General features: G+C 37.0%; 12 protein-coding genes and 2 pseudogenes. 1 reads left to right on the forward strand and 13 read right to left on the reverse strand.

What is annotated here, in order from left to right; translation table 11 throughout:
- Positions 1-41 precede the first annotated feature (41 nt).
- From Q7O55_RS00810 to Q7O55_RS00860, 11 genes and pseudogenes are all read right to left on the reverse strand, one after another.
- Positions 42-1,571 (reverse strand): annotated as a pseudogene (locus Q7O55_RS00810) (SMI1/KNR4 family protein).
- Between the two features lie 43 nt (positions 1,572-1,614).
- The gene (locus tag Q7O55_RS00815; protein WP_303927683.1) at positions 1,615-2,073 is read right to left on the reverse strand and encodes a glycosyl transferase family 4; all 459 of its coding nucleotides are present in this window, start codon (positions 2,071-2,073) and stop codon (positions 1,615-1,617) included.
- Positions 2,074-2,120: 47 nt separating this feature from the next.
- Positions 2,121-2,480, reverse strand: coding sequence for a hypothetical protein (locus Q7O55_RS00820; RefSeq protein WP_303927684.1), 360 nt, complete (start codon positions 2,478-2,480; stop codon positions 2,121-2,123).
- Positions 2,473-2,892: a bacteriocin gene (locus Q7O55_RS00825; RefSeq protein ID WP_303927685.1), complete on the reverse strand. Its 420-nt coding sequence runs from the start codon at positions 2,890-2,892 to the stop codon at positions 2,473-2,475. The genes Q7O55_RS00820 and Q7O55_RS00825 overlap by 8 nt, the downstream gene beginning before the upstream one ends.
- A gap of 28 nt (positions 2,893-2,920) precedes the next feature.
- Positions 2,921-3,672 (reverse strand): annotated as a pseudogene (locus tag Q7O55_RS00830) (hypothetical protein).
- Between the two features lie 113 nt (positions 3,673-3,785).
- Complete coding sequence (locus Q7O55_RS00835; RefSeq protein ID WP_303927686.1) at positions 3,786-4,265, reverse strand: pyridoxamine 5'-phosphate oxidase family protein; 480 nt, start codon at positions 4,263-4,265, stop codon at positions 3,786-3,788.
- A 14-nt stretch (positions 4,266-4,279) separates the two neighbouring features.
- Positions 4,280-4,918, reverse strand: coding sequence for a hypothetical protein (locus Q7O55_RS00840; protein ID WP_303927688.1), 639 nt, complete (start codon positions 4,916-4,918; stop codon positions 4,280-4,282).
- Positions 4,919-5,278: 360 nt separating this feature from the next.
- Entirely contained in the window at positions 5,279-5,695 is a 417-nt protein-coding gene (locus Q7O55_RS00845; protein ID WP_303927689.1) for a polyketide cyclase, read from the reverse strand.
- Between the two features lie 142 nt (positions 5,696-5,837).
- Positions 5,838-7,328, reverse strand: coding sequence for a 23S rRNA (uracil(1939)-C(5))-methyltransferase RlmD (rlmD, locus tag Q7O55_RS00850; RefSeq protein ID WP_303927691.1), 1,491 nt, complete (start codon positions 7,326-7,328; stop codon positions 5,838-5,840).
- Positions 7,328-7,996 (reverse strand): TerC family protein, encoded by a 669-nt coding sequence (locus Q7O55_RS00855; RefSeq protein WP_278606978.1) that lies wholly within the window; start codon positions 7,994-7,996, stop codon positions 7,328-7,330. Before Q7O55_RS00855 ends, rlmD begins: the two co-directional genes overlap by 1 nt.
- A gap of 201 nt (positions 7,997-8,197) precedes the next feature.
- A complete protein-coding gene (locus Q7O55_RS00860) occupies positions 8,198-8,857 on the reverse strand; it encodes a TerC family protein (RefSeq protein ID WP_303927694.1) in 660 nt (219 codons plus the stop codon).
- Between the two features lie 271 nt (positions 8,858-9,128).
- On the opposite strand from Q7O55_RS00860, the gene Q7O55_RS00865 reads away from it, so the two are divergent.
- Positions 9,129-10,487, forward strand: a complete 1,359-nt coding sequence (locus Q7O55_RS00865; RefSeq protein ID WP_303927696.1) for an MATE family efflux transporter — start codon at positions 9,129-9,131, stop codon at positions 10,485-10,487.
- Between the two features lie 60 nt (positions 10,488-10,547).
- Here the strand turns inward: Q7O55_RS00865 and uvrC are convergent, their stop codons facing one another.
- Both uvrC and uvrA read right to left on the reverse strand, forming a co-directional pair.
- A complete protein-coding gene (gene uvrC, locus Q7O55_RS00870) occupies positions 10,548-12,374 on the reverse strand; it encodes an excinuclease ABC subunit UvrC (RefSeq protein ID WP_303927697.1) in 1,827 nt (608 codons plus the stop codon).
- 33 nt (positions 12,375-12,407) lie between these two features.
- Positions 12,408-15,260, reverse strand: coding sequence for an excinuclease ABC subunit UvrA (gene uvrA, locus Q7O55_RS00875; protein ID WP_303927699.1), 2,853 nt, complete (start codon positions 15,258-15,260; stop codon positions 12,408-12,410).
- Positions 15,261-15,281: the final 21 nt, after the last annotated feature.

The raw sequence follows: 15,281 nt of genomic DNA on the forward strand, positions 1-15,281 counted from the left end.
CATATTACAAATATAGTCTTATAGTTAACATTATTTAGAAACTAGCTACCACAAACAATAAAGAATACAGGTATACCATCTTCATTATCTATAAGTCCGTAACCTTCACATTCATGACCTTCGTATTCAATACCTTCAAAGAATACGTGATCACCAAGTTCTTTATTAGCCATTAAATTATGCAATTTAAAGAGTAATTCTTCTCTAGTAAAATATGTACCATTATCCGCCACAAGATGAGCCATAATTTCTACCTGCCACATGCCATCTTCTTTATCTTCTTCAAGTAATTCCTCATCGGTAACACGTTCATTATCAAAAAGTTGATCTTCACTTTCAATCCAAGCTTCATAGGTTACTAGAATTTCCGGTTCTTCTAATCTATCGTCGTCATCTGCTTCATCATCTACATATTTCTTTACATTTTCATTGTATTCTTTGGAAAACTCTTCTCTGCCATATGTTTGCTTATTAAATCCCCAATGTACTACATCATATGTAGGATAGTTATCTTCTTCGCATTCATTAATATCTCCAGTAGCTTTACCTTCCGTAGTAGCTTTACCTTCTGTAGTATCTTTACTATTTTTCTTATCAAAAAGATTCTTAATGGTTTCAAATATCACAGGATAATCCTCCTTGTACTCTTTTGGCTTAATTTTAAATAGTTGATACTTTACTACTTCACAGCACCAACCAAGCTGTTTATCTAAGTGAGCTTCTTTCGTCATTTTTATGCCTGTCTCTATTAACTATAATGCCTTCTGTACATGTTCAGACTCGTAGCTTTCACCAATAGCTAACGTCGCATGAGCACAACCACAACGATAATACCAAGACCAATCACGATGTGCCTCATCGATACGATCAAATAAATCGATAGCCTCTGCCGGTCGGCTATTATTGTTATACATACGTCCTAAGGTGCTTAGCAATATAAAGGGCAAATTATCGATGCCTATATTATTTAACAGCTCCATCGCACGCTTGATATCGATATCCTCTTGACCATTAAAGAACTTAACCTTTTCCGCATCACTTAATTCTTGAAACTCTTCGTCCGTAATGTCTTCTATACTGATATATAAGCCCTTAATAAAATCACCAAAGTTATCTGCTAATAGAGTAATTGAGTAATCACATTCTTGGTCTACACGGACAACCTTAGGTTCACCTATAGGACCACACTCACGATAATCGAGAAAAATCATGTCATGCCCACCAGAAATCGTATCGGCTACAACGACACCGATAGGGGGATATTTTACTTTCGAAATCCAAAATTCATTCCCTATCTCACCTAAAAGAGAGTATTTCTTATCTCTATCGATGCCATATATACCTGTTATATATACACAATCCCTATTATCATTGATAAAACAATTTTTATTTACTACACCACCATTATGGTTTTTAAGTAGCTCAATATAAGCTGCCGGCAATGTATACCCTAGATTTGCTTCAGCTGCTTTAATATCCTCATCAGTAACAGGTTTACCTATATAGGATTCAAATGCATAGTCAACATCGTTCCAAAATCCGGTCCAATTAAAATCTTTCAGATTACTCATAATACCCTCTACTAGTTTAAACCGATATAATCTAAATTTTTAATTACTCATTCATAGAATAAGTTTTGATTAAAGCTTTTACCTCACGTCGTATCAATATAGTATCTACAATATAGGAAAAAATGATATAAGGAGATGCATTTATAATCGCTATAGGCGCTAATATAATTGCTACCCATAATAGATCTAGAGGATATGCATACCACTTAATATCTATGGTATTTAAAATGGGTATAACATAGTCTATTACTCTTAATTCCCATTGCATTAATGGATTTAATTCCTCACTTGTTCCTACTAGCCAAGCGAAGATAACCCCCAAAAGCAAAAAATATAATATACCAGCTGGAATTAATATCTTAGCTCTCTTTTTTAATAGATTACGACAAATCTCATCTTCTTTCTCTGGTGCTATATCATATAACATATTGCACTGAATCTGAATCCGTCTAAATCGATAGCGAATATACTTATACAAAATGTTATTAGGTGTATATAACATAATAGACTCCACATATAAGTCATAATAGCAAAATCATGGAAAATATATCATCCATCTATGGCAAAATAATGTAAATCTTTGAATTCATCATCCCAAAATGTAAAAGAAAAGATATGGGTATCATCAAAGGTTTGCTCGCAATAGGTTACAGCATCACGTTCGGGTTCAATAATAGGCGTACCAATACGTCTTTTCACTTCTTCAATAGTTACCTCACCATACAAATCGCTTATTTCGTTATAGATGAAAGTAACGATTGTATCTATATTCTTATGGTAATTAGTAGCTAATAGTCTTGCCGTATCTAAATTTATATCTGTTGGTTTCTCATCCCAGCAAAACTGTATTCCTTCGTAGGATATGGTATATTGCCTTAACTGTTCATCATATATTGCAGGATTAGTCATTTTCTGTTCCTTTTATATAGCTTTCCATCTTCGGTCTTAAATCTAACACGATTTCCCAATCATCTAACGATGGTACCTTATGATGTACAATAAATTCTTTTATTATCTGTAATACCTCTTGATGTCCTAGCTCATTTTTACCATATATAATAGCGCCCTGTTCACCATCACTAATTGCACTAAGCTCTATATGTAATAAATCAGTATCTTGATCACTACAAACTTGTACAAAGTTATACTTTTTAGTATCTATTGAGATTGCATTTGATGGTGATATAACTACAAAATCTTGCTCTTGATCCTCAATAGCATATAGATTTTGCTCAACCTCATTCAATGTAGTCCCTTCATATTTGTACTCACCCACATCAATGGACCAATCAATATATGTTTTCTCAAAGGTATCTATCATATGTATCGACTCTCCTTTACGATATACATTAGAATAAGTTTTCTAATTGACCTGCCATATCTGCCATAAACTCATCAAACTTGCAAAGTTCCCGTAGCTCCTGATGCTCGGTATCATAACAAGCAATCTTTTTAGACTTAGGATCCCATACAATTTGCCAATCATTATACTCACCTAGCTCTTTAGATAAACGCAATAGGTTACGACGGCCTACTTTAAATGGAATTGTATCAATTAGAGGGAGAAAATCTATGGATATAAAATCAGAATCTGGCTTATTATAGTTAATCTCTACACCATTATTGATAAAGAAATCTAGGACCTTATAATTTCTATCTGTAATAGCATTCCTGAAAGCTTGACCACCATATTTCTCGACTGTATGACCTAAGTCATGAATAAGCTGTAAATGCTTATATTGTTTACCATATAAAGCGGCCTGAAAAACATCTACTTTCACACAATTTAAAGCATGAATATTAGCCCCATGTTCCACAACGTATTTAATTATCTCTTTTGTTCCATATCGTACAGATAATAAAACTCTTTATCATTTAAGCCTGCACCATGTTCAACTAGCCATTGAACACTTGGTAAACAATTCATTACTAACGCCAATTCTAGAGGGGAATACTCACTATACTTACCCAATTGTATAGGTTTATGAATACCCCATCCATCTGCTAGTGCGTTTTCTAAAGCTTTGATATTTCCTTTTACAATATCTGTTACTATATGAGGCACAGATTCAAACGTACCTAAATCCTTTAGCTGTATCATAGCTCTCTCCCATAAACTATAGTATTAAAATGATTATTACTAATTACATTATATTACATTTATAAGTATGAGTGTATAGTAAAAGCCCTTCGCATAAGCGAAGAGCTTAACTATTATTTCTCTTGTACTTGTTTACCACTCATATGTTCAATGGTGATTTCAAACATTTGTGCTGCTCGCCCACTATGAGCAATTTCTTCATCCACTAAATTTTCATCAGGATAATATTTCATAGCAAATTCTTTTAATCGATTTATAGATTCTGGTCCGGCCTCTAATAAACGACATCTCCCAAATACAACAACACTTTGTACATACGGTGCCCAGGATTCAGATTCATCAATACGCTCATTACCATATACGGTAAAACATACCTTATCTGAAGTTTTCAATGCATCTACTTTATGACCAGCCTTTGCTCCATGAAAATAAATTTTTTGCTTATCGCAATCGTAAAAATAATTAATAGGAATAGCATAAGGATAACCATCATCACCATTCATAGCAATAATTCCACGACGATTAGATTGTAATAAAGCTTCTGCAGTACTATGGTCTATTTCATTTATTCTTTTTCGAACTGGTTTAAACATATATGCCTCCTAATTTATTTATTAATAGTATTTACAAGATACATAAAAGTACCACTATTAGTATCATCAACTTTAGAGTATTCTTTCCAATTTATAGGATACATACCAGTTAATACTATAGGTGCTTCCATTCCACGCATTGTTCCTTTTCCTGTGTTAGTAGACCAATTCATACATCCAGTTTTAATAGAACCATTGTCAATAGAAAATTCAGCGTATGTACAATTTTCTTTTATTGGAGGTTTTAAATAAGACATCTCACCAGTTATCTTAATAGTATAACCTTCAATAAATGTATCAGCCTTATCCCTAAACTCCTCTATACGCATAATATCTTTTAAATAGTTATAACAACCTAAATCTTTTGCACCTTGCTCCTTCAATACATATGTTTCATTCTTTATATTTTTAATGCACTTTTTAGTAGTATATTTTAATTCAATAGGAATCCATTTGCCATCTAATATAACAAGAATATCTAGATGTAAGTTTGGATTAAACTCTGGTACAAACTCTAATCGTATTTCACAATCAGGATATTTCTCTTTAATGATCCAAGCCAAGGAAAACTGAAAGTCTGCTTCTGAGTGAAATATTGGTCTCCATTGACTCAATTGGCGCATTATCTCATGAACATCTAACATTAACCCCATAATATATTCCTCGTTACACAATCTACAACAATTTATTTTTATTATATTACATATATAAATATGAGTGTATAGTAAAAGCCCCTCGCATAAACGAAAGGCTATCCTATACCAAATACAATTCTAAAATCTCAATTTATCTTTTTCTTAACGAAGTAACAATAACATTTATAAATTTTAATCCATGCACATTTAAAAATTGCATTCCACAGATATTCTATTTACCATGACGCTTTGCAACTTGACAAATAATCTCTTCATCACTTTTCTATCATGCTCTTTAGAAGTTTTCGAAGATTTTCAAATCTAATCTCAGCCACAAAACGCACCACCTTCTATTTTGATAAAACTAATCTATAAATATTATCTAACAGCGTCAAACTCTTCACAATTCAGTTTCGCTTTTAAATCTCTAAAATATATTTTCTGTTGTCGTTTCAAATATAAACTTATAAATGGCTTAAATATTAATTTTTTAGAGACAACGTTTTCAGTAAAGTCCAGAATCGTTTTATCTCCCTTTGCATAGAATTTTCCAACCCAAGTGCCTTTAATATTCTTATTTTCTATCTCAAATATCCATGATTGGTATGTAACGCATTCTGTAACTTTAAAATGAGTTTCAATTCCGTCCTTGGTAATCTCTATAAAATTATGCTCATCTATACTTCTTACATCTTTTAAATCACTTCTCCAGGAAAAATCATTTACATTCGTGACCGTATTCCACACGATTTCTACAGGACATAAAAGAGTAACCTTCATATTAGAAATTGCCATAGTGATTACCTCACATATATTAAAAAGTACAAAAACGATAAAAATTCCAGAAACAACACATATTTATTAGAAGCATTTAATGTTATAATTCATACTCCGCCTCAGTATTATCAAATACCGAGTACAAGGATAATGCTAATGCTTACTGCGTCACTTCTTTCCTAGTAAGCAAAGCCACGGCCTCAACGTGAGCGGTCATTGGGAACATGTCTACAGGTTGGATTTCTTTTAGCTCATAGCCGTAGTGTGTAAGGATTTCAATGTCTCTTGCCATAGTTGCTGGGTTACAGGATACGTAAACAATGCGTTTTGGTTTCATACCAGCCGCAGAGGTTAGTACTTCTTCTTTACAGCCTGCCCGGATTGGATCGAATACAATAACGTCAGGTCGTACGCCTGCTTTATAGAGTTTTGGCATTTCTACGGCCGCATCGGCGACGATAAACTCTGTATTATCATAGCCATTGCGTCGGGCGTTTTCACGAGCGTTGATAATAGCTGGTTCTACGATTTCTATGCCGATAACATGTTTTGCCTTATGGGCTAGGAATAATGAAATAGTCCCAGTACCACAGTACGCATCAATAACGGTTTCGTTTCCTTTTATGTCTGCATACGCTAGTGCTTGATCATAAAGCACCGTGGTTTGTTCAGGATTAACTTGGAAAAAGGAATGTGGAGATAGAGTAAACCGTAAATCCTTAATATGGTCTGTAATCGTTCCATCCCCATAGAGAATGTTATTTTTAGGCCCTAATATAACATTTGTACGCTTCCCATTTACGTTATGAACAATGGTTTCTACTTGGGGAACTCGTTCAATTAATTTTTCAACCCACTTCTCTTGATGTGGCAAGTGTTCTGTTGCCGTTACAAGGATAATCATCCATCCAGATTGTCCAATACGACCGATTACATGGCGTAGTATACCTTTGCCTGTATGTTCATCATACGGTTCGATATCAAATTCTTTAGCAATTTGATAGCAAGCTTGAGCAATACTATTATTACCTTCAGATTGTATTGGACAATTCGTACCTTGTACGATATCGTGAGATCCCATCGCATAGAACCCCATTTGAATATCGCCTTTAGTCCCTCCTACAGGCATTTGCATCTTATTACGATATGCCCAGGGATTTTTAGGTCCTAAAGTAGGTTTAACAAGGTCAGGATTTTGATGACCAATGCGTTCGATAACGGCCTTCACCTTTTGTGTTTTTAATGAAAGCTGTCCTTCATAGGTAATGTGCTGTAGTTGGCAGCCTCCACAAAATCCATAAAGATCACAACTTGCATCGATACGATTGGGAGCCATCGTAACAATTTCTAAGAGGCGCCCTGTAGCATAGGTTTTTTTAACCATATTAATAGCTACTTTCACAGTTTCTCCAGGTAAGGCAAAAGGCACAAAGACAGTAAAGTCATCTACACGACCTACCCCTTCACCGCTGCTACCGATGCCATGAATAGTTACCAATACTTCATCACCTAACTTAACTGGAGCATTGAATATATCTTGTTGCTTCTTAGATAATGTACTAGTAACTGATTGACCTGTATTCGCACGATTACCATTTCTACGTTGTTGTTTAGATTTCTTTTTACGAGATGTACGACTTGTACCGTTCATTACGAGTCTCTTTTCTTCCAAATTTTAATCATGCCAGTTACGATAAGTACAAAGAATACAGTGCCGAATTTCACGAGTAATTCTTCACCTTGAATATATGGCATAAGAAGTGGATCTTCCACAATCATTTCACCAGCAACCCAACCTAATAAAGCACCACCAGCCCAAAGGATGACAGGAAACTTATTAATGATACGAGCAAATAGTGTAGAGCAAAACACAATGATTGGAACAGTGATTAACATACCAACAATAACGAGCTCTAAATGTCCTTTAGCGGCACCAACTACGCCAATTACATTATCGATACTCATCATCGCATCAGCCACAATGATTGTCCAAATAGCTCCCATTAAGGAATTCTTAGCTTCAATATGTGCATCTTCATCTCCACCTTTTAAGAGTTGAATGGCAATCCATACAAGTACAAGGCCACCACCTAAGTGAATAAGAGGAATTAAAGTAAGTGCTTCTACTAAAAGAGTGGCAAATACAAGGCGCATTCCAATAGCCCCCACTGTACCCCAGATAACAGCTTTCTTTTGTAATTCTGGTGCCAATTTACCCGCTGCCATACCAATAACAACGGCATTATCTCCTGCCAATAAAATATCGATTAAAATAATTTTACTAATCGTTATCCACGTTGCAGCTTCTAAAAATTCCATTCTATACTTACCTCAATTCACTCAGCTGATTCTATAACTATCCCTTAACTATACCACAAATTCTCTATTTTCTCATCTAAAAGAAAGCTCTTAGACTACCACTGTTATTCTTAAGATTAGCCTATAAGGTTCTTTATAATGACTATACTTTTACGAAAAAAATATCTCTCCTCCTATGACTAGAAGAAGAGATATATTACATTATTTCTTAAATTTCTTTACTAACAAAGATGCCCCTACTACGAGAATAACAGCACCAATTTTAATGAGTAATGCATACGGTTCTACGGTATGTGAAATTAATTTATCTTCCACACTCATCGCTGCACCCACCCAAGCAAGGATACCGCCACCAACGTAAAGGATGATTGGAAAGCGTTCGATAACTTTTACAAATAAAGTACTACCATAAATGATAATAGGTACTGTAATAAGCATACCGACAGCAACTAATGTCATATTGCCACTAGCGGCACCAACTACACCAATAACATTATCAATACCCATAATTCCATCTGCAATAACAATGGTCATGATAGCAGCGCGCAAGTTATCTTTAGCCTCGATATTGTGCTCGCTATCATCATCAACAACAAGCTTGTACCCGATCCATAAAAGAAGGATACCACCAACTAAACGAAGAGCAGGAATATTGTTCAATGCCTCTACAAATAGGAATGCCATAACAAGACGTAAAATAATAGCGCCAGCTGTGCCCCAGAAAATCGCCTTCTTCTGTAAATGTGCGGGTAGGTTGCGAGCCGCCATACCAATAATGATGGCATTATCACCAGCTAATAAAATATCAATAACGATGATTTGAAGCATCGCTAATAAGCCTTGTACAGTTAAGATGTCCAATGTATCCTCCTTAGAATAAAACAATAGTATATATATATTATAATCGATATAGTAAAGTAGTGTAAAATTCAATTATCAACATATATATACGTTTTTATCATAATTCTTTCTTATTAAATAAGATAGTTTATATAAGGTCATTTCTCCCCTTACATAATCACAATATGGGCTCTATTTTTTATAAATTTAATTCCTTTTTCCCTTAGGTTTTGGCTATTAAATTAAGCTACTTTATGGTATGGTATAGTATATCGTTACTAGGGAGGTTAGTATGTATCAAACATATTCTATACTGCAAAAATTATGGTTGTTTATAAAACTATTTACTCCAATGTGCATCACTCAATTTTCCCTGATTGGAGCGACCTTTATCGCCATCTTTTTAACGGGGCAATATAGTACGACTGATTTAGCTGGTGTTGCTACGGGATATAATTTGTGGCTCCTCTTCTATATCTTTGCACAAGGTACATTAATGGGTATCACACCAATTATTTCTCAACTATTAGGAGCTAAGAAAACAGATGATATTCCAATAATCTTTCATCAAGGCCTTTTCATCGGTACAGGACTAGCATTTTTAATTTTACTAATCGGTATATTCGGCTTACGCCCTTTATTGACATATTTAAATCTTGAGCCGGCTGCCACCGAGGTATGTATTAGTTATCTGAAAGCCTTTGCACTTGGTTTATTCCCATTACTCTGGGTAAATACCTTGCGTAACACTGTCGATTCTCACGGATTAACGCATTACTCCATGGCCATCGTCTTTACAAGCTTTGTAATTAACGTATTCTTAAATTATGCACTCATCTTTGGTCATTACGGTTTTCCTGAAATTGGTGGTGTTGGTGCTGGCTACGGTATTGCTGGTGCCTGTTGGACAAACTTCGTTCTATTTAGCTTAGTCATTCTATTGCATCCTAAGTTAAAAGACTATCGCATCTATAAAGATTTCCATAGCCCGAATTTTCACTTTATCCGTGAACAATTACAAGTTGGTATTCCCATAGGTTTTTCTATCTTTTTTGAAGCTAGTATCTTTAGCATTGCTGGGCTTTTAATGGTTCACTTTGGATCTGCTGTAGTAGCAGCTCATCAATCTGTCATTTCTTTTACTAATGTATTCTACTGCTTGCCATTAAGTATCGCCATGTCCTCTACCATTGCCGTTGCCTATGAACTCGGTGCAGGACGAAAAATAGAAGCTATACAATACTCTTATATTTCTCGTGTATTAGCTATCATTATAGCTGTTCTTATATGCGCCTTTACGTTCACCCATATGGATAATATTGCTGATCTATTCACCAACGATGATGAAGTATATGAGCTTATTTATCACTTCCTCGGATATGGCGTATTCTTTGCTGCCATCGATGCCATAGGTACTCCATTACAAGGTATTCTAAGAGCCTATAAGGATGTAAAAGTAGTGCTTTACATCTCGCTCATATCCTATTGGGGCGTATGTTTCCCAACAGCTTATACCCTTGCTAAAAATCCTAATTATGGACCATTTGGCGTATGGATTGGTTTGTTGGCTAGCGTAGTAGTTGCGGGTATATTATTTACACTTCGCACATACTACATACAACATTACAAACCTAGAACTATTACAAAATAATAAAAGCACCTATTGAATATTACACATCAGTGTAAGACATCAATAGGTGCTTTTTCAATTTTATTTTAAAACCTCTTGTTTCTCTACTTTGGACATACGGAAGAAATTATATAGTGTTTCTGCCGTCTTATAATTCATAGATTCTACCTTTGCAAGTTCATCGATAGATGCCTCTTTCATGGCCTCTAAACTATTAAAGTGAGCCCATAAGGCCTTACGGCGTTTAGGCCCGATACCTTCAATATGGTCAAGAATAGATTCAAGATTTCGCTTACCGCGCAACTTACGGTGATAGGTAATGGCAAAGCGATGCGCTTCATCACGAATTTGTTGAAGTAATTGAAGCTCCGGCGTGTGATGACTCAAAATGATACTTTCAGATTGTCCCTCTACAAAGACCTCTTCAATACGCTTAGCCAAGGAGATAACTGGCACATCTGTAACACCAACGGCACGGATTAACGGCAAAGCCGCATTGAGCTGACCTTTACCACCATCGATGATAATAAGATCTGGCATAGGCCAGTCTGTTTCATTACCGTAACGACGTTCCATAATTTCAGCCATCGATTTAAAATCATCAGGTTTACCTTGTGTGGTTTTCAGTTTAAAGCGGCGATATTCTTTCTTCGCAGGCTTGCCACCTTCAAAAACAACCATAGAAGCCACCGTTTCAGTTCCTTGTGTATGGGAGATATCGAAACACTCCATACGTTCGGGTAAACGTGGTAAGTCGAGAATCTCGGCTAGCTTCTTAATCGCCCCGCCAGTCTTATCGATTTGGTGCTGCCACTGACGACGACGTTCTTCAAGGAAAGTTTCCGCATTTTCATGAGCCATCTTAATCATATCCATCTTATAGCCACGTTGTGGCACAGATACATCTACATGTTGGCCTTTGAGCTGTGTAAACCATTCCGTTAATAAGTCCCTATCTGTACTCTCCATAGGTAGTAACAACTCTTTAGGAATAAAGTTTATATCTCCATAGTATTGCTTGATAAAGTCTGTCATAATGGTTTCTGAACTATCGCCATCATGTTGCACAAAGTAATTCTCACGGCCTAACAGACGACCACCGCGGATAAATAGCAACTGTACACAGGCCATCGATGTATCTACAGCCAATCCTAAGACGTCTAAGTCGCCACGTTGGGTAACCATGCGTTGCTTTTCTTGTATCTTTTCAATGCTAGACAATTGATCACGATAACGTGCAGCATCTTCAAAGCGCAAATCTTCTGCAGCAGCCTCCATCTTTGATTTAATTTCCTTTAGCAATGGTATAGGTTTACCTTCAAAAAGTTCTATGATTTCGTCAATATACTTCCGATAATCGGGTACCGATATTTTATTAAAACACGGCGCCTCGCAGTAATGCATATGATACTGTAAGCATGGGCGTTCTACCTTCATAGACTTACAGCTACGCAATGGATAGTACTGTCGTATTAATTTCAGTACCACATGAACAGATGTGACATCTGTAAAAGGGCCAAAGTACTTGGCTCCATCACGCTCTAGGCGACGCGTCATATATACTCGAGGATAGTCCTCTTGCACTGATATTTTAACATAGGGATACGTCTTATCATCACGAAGCCTAATATTATATTTCGGTTCATGCTCCTTGATAAGTGTATTCTCCAAGATGAGCGCTTCCATCTCCGTTTTTGTTTGAATGACTTCCACATCGACGGCTCGTTTCATCATGGCCGTAACCTTTGGTGCGCGGTTTGCATCGTTACGCACATAGGAACGCACACGATTTCGCAAGTTAATAGCCTTACCTACATAAATAATTCGGTTATATTGATCACGCCACAAATATACGCCTGGTGTAGTTGGCAAATGGCTAACCTTTTCCAGTAATTCTTCAGACGGCATATTTCCTCCTTTCTTTGTAGATTTTTAGATGTTTTATTTCTTATTTTTTGCAGCTTTCATAAATTTCTTAGTCTGTTCCAATACAGGACCTAAGAATTTCCCGGTATAGCTTTCTTTCACCTTAACAATTTCCTCAGGCGTACCAGTTGCCACGATAGTGCCTCCGCGATTACCACCTTCAGGACCAAGATCGATGATGTGATCAGCCATCTTAATAACATCTAAATTATGTTCGATAACGACAACTGTATCGCCCCCCTCTACAAGTTGTTGCAATACGTGTAACAACTTACGAATATCTTCAGCATGAAGGCCTGTAGTAGGCTCATCAAGGATGTATAATGTTTTACCGGTGCTACGACGAGCTAGTTCTGTAGCTAACTTAACCCGTTGAGCCTCACCACCAGATAATGTAGTAGCCGCCTGACCTAAACGAATATAGCCAAGACCAACCTCTTGGAGGGTAACCATCTTACGGTTAATTTTAGGGATGGCACTAAAGAATTCTACCGCATCATCTACGGTCATATCTAATACATCAGCAATGGATTTACCTTTATATTTAACCTCCAAGGTTTCACGATTATATCGTGCTCCTTTGCAGACTTCACAAGGCACGTATACATCTGGAAGGAAATGCATTTCAATCTTGATAATACCATCACCACGACAAGCCTCACATCGACCGCCTTTTACGTTAAAGCTAAAACGACCTTGTTTATAGCCGCGCATCTTAGCTTCTGGCGTTTGACTATATAGTTCGCGAATCGCATCAAATACACCTGTATATGTAGCTGGATTGGAACGAGGTGTACGTCCGATAGGGCTTTGATCAATATTGATGATTTTATCAATATGTTCAATGCCTCGAATCTCTTTATGAGCTCCCACCTTATGATAAGAACGATACAACTGATTCGCTAATCCTTTATAAAGGATTTCATTGATTAAGGTAGACTTACCAGAACCACTGACCCCCGTAACGACAGTAAATATTCCTATCGGAAATTTTACATTAATATTTTGTAAGTTATTCTCCTTCGCACCGCGAATCTCAATACAATTCTTGCCTGGTTTGCGGCGTTCTTCGGGGAGTGCTATAAACTTACGACCACTTAAGTACTGACCAGTAATGGAGTTGTCTACCTTCATCACTTCCTTAACAGTACCTGCTGCAATGATTTGACCGCCATGTTCACCTGCTCCAGGACCGATATCTACTAAATAATCGGCAGCACGCATCGTATCTTCATCATGTTCTACAACGAGCAAGGTATTGCCTAAGTCACGTAACCCTTTTAATGTATCGATGAGTCGATCATTATCGCGTTGATGTAAACCGATAGATGGCTCATCTAGGATATATAATACACCTACTAAGCCAGAGCCGATCTGTGTAGCTAACCGAATACGCTGTGCTTCACCACCAGATAATGTGCCTGCACTACGGTTCATTGTTAGGTAATCGAGACCTACATTATTAAGGAAACCTAGACGAGCATTGATTTCCTTTAAAATTTGAGCACCAATCACTTGTTCACGTTCAGTTAACTGTAGATTACCAAAGAAATCGAGTGCTTCTTTAATAGTTAACTGCGTTACTTCGTTGATATTCTTATCCCCTACAGTAATAGCTAATACTTCAGGTTTAAGACGAGCCCCATGACATGTAGTACACGGCTTAATAGACATAAACTTTTCAAATTCTTCACGCATAGAGTCTGTAGAGGCTTCACTATGACGGCGCTTAACCATCGGTAAAATACCTTCGTACTCAGTAAAGAATTCCTTTATTTCACCTCTCATATTTTCATAGGTGAAGCTTACCTTATCCGTCGTACCGTACATCACCTTTTTCTGTAATGCTTTCGGCAATTCATCATAGGTGGAGTCTAAGGAATATCCATTAGCTTTTAATAGACCTTCTACTTGACGCATAAACCAAGCATTAGGATTGGAGCTCAAGGCTTGCACGCAACCATCGGCAAAGCTAACAGATCCATCTGGAATAACGCGCTCCTCATCAACCTCCATAGTAGAACCAATCCCTAAACAAGATGGGCACGCACCAAACGGACTATTAAAAGAGAACATACGCGGTTCAATTTTAGGTAATGAAATATGACAATCTGGGCACGCAAAATGTTGGCTATACATGTGTTCAGGTCCGTCTACCTCTTGAATCACAACGATGCCTTCTGCCCATTTTGAAGCGGTCTCCATAGAGTCAGCCAACCGAGATTCAATGCCTTCTTTTACAACGAGGCGGTCCACAACGATATCGATGGAGTGTTTCTTGTTCTTCTCTAATACGATTTCTTCGTCCAAGGTGCGCACTACACCGTCTACTCGAGCACGAACAAAGCCTTCTTTGCGAAGTTGTTCAAACACCGATTTATGTTCCCCTTTTTTACCTTGAATCATAGGGGCCAGCACTAAAACCTTTGTACATTCGGGAAAGCTCATTACATCGTCGGTCATTTGTTGTATTGTTTGCTGGGTAATAGGCTTACCACATTCTGGACAGTGTGCATGACCTACGCGTGCAAATAAGAGACGTAAATAGTCGTAAATCTCCGTTACGGTACCAACCGTAGAACGAGGGTTGCGACTCGTCGTCTTTTGGTCGATAGAAATGGCGGGAGATAAACCTTCAATATAATCGACATCGGGTTTATCCATTTGTCCCAAAAATTGACGTGCATACGCAGACAGGGACTCAACATAACGTCGTTGCCCTTCTGCGTAAATTGTATCAAATGCTAGGGATGATTTACCAGAACCACTGAGACCAGTTAAGACGATAAACTGATCACGTGGCAAGGATATATCAATATTTTTTAGGTTATGCTGACGCGCACCTTTTACAATCAATTGATCTTTCATTATCTTTCCTATTTAAAGAGA

Source organism: Veillonella parvula (genome assembly GCF_945949885.1).
GTDB lineage: Bacteria > Bacillota > Negativicutes > Veillonellales > Veillonellaceae > Veillonella > Veillonella parvula_B.

Excerpts from the sequence above, each read along its gene's own strand:
- Q7O55_RS00835 (WP_303927686.1), bottom strand. The coding sequence starts at position 4,265 with ATGTTTAAACCAGTTCGAAAAAGAATAAATGAAATAGACCATAGTACT.
- Q7O55_RS00825 (WP_303927685.1), bottom strand. The coding sequence starts at position 2,892 with ATGATAGATACCTTTGAGAAAACATATATTGATTGGTCCATTGATGTG.
- Q7O55_RS00820 (WP_303927684.1), bottom strand. The coding sequence starts at position 2,480 with ATGACTAATCCTGCAATATATGATGAACAGTTAAGGCAATATACCATA.
- Q7O55_RS00845 (WP_303927689.1), bottom strand. The coding sequence starts at position 5,695 with ATGGCAATTTCTAATATGAAGGTTACTCTTTTATGTCCTGTAGAAATC.
- uvrC (WP_303927697.1), bottom strand. The coding sequence starts at position 12,374 with ATGCCGTCTGAAGAATTACTGGAAAAGGTTAGCCATTTGCCAACTACA.
- rlmD (WP_303927691.1), bottom strand. The coding sequence starts at position 7,328 with ATGAACGGTACAAGTCGTACATCTCGTAAAAAGAAATCTAAACAACAA.
- Q7O55_RS00865 (WP_303927696.1), top strand. The coding sequence starts at position 9,129 with ATGTATCAAACATATTCTATACTGCAAAAATTATGGTTGTTTATAAAA.
- uvrA (WP_303927699.1), bottom strand. The coding sequence starts at position 15,260 with ATGAAAGATCAATTGATTGTAAAAGGTGCGCGTCAGCATAACCTAAAA.
- Q7O55_RS00815 (WP_303927683.1), bottom strand. The coding sequence starts at position 2,073 with ATGTTATATACACCTAATAACATTTTGTATAAGTATATTCGCTATCGA.
- Q7O55_RS00840 (WP_303927688.1), bottom strand. The coding sequence starts at position 4,918 with ATGGGGTTAATGTTAGATGTTCATGAGATAATGCGCCAATTGAGTCAA.
- Q7O55_RS00855 (WP_278606978.1), bottom strand. The coding sequence starts at position 7,996 with ATGGAATTTTTAGAAGCTGCAACGTGGATAACGATTAGTAAAATTATT.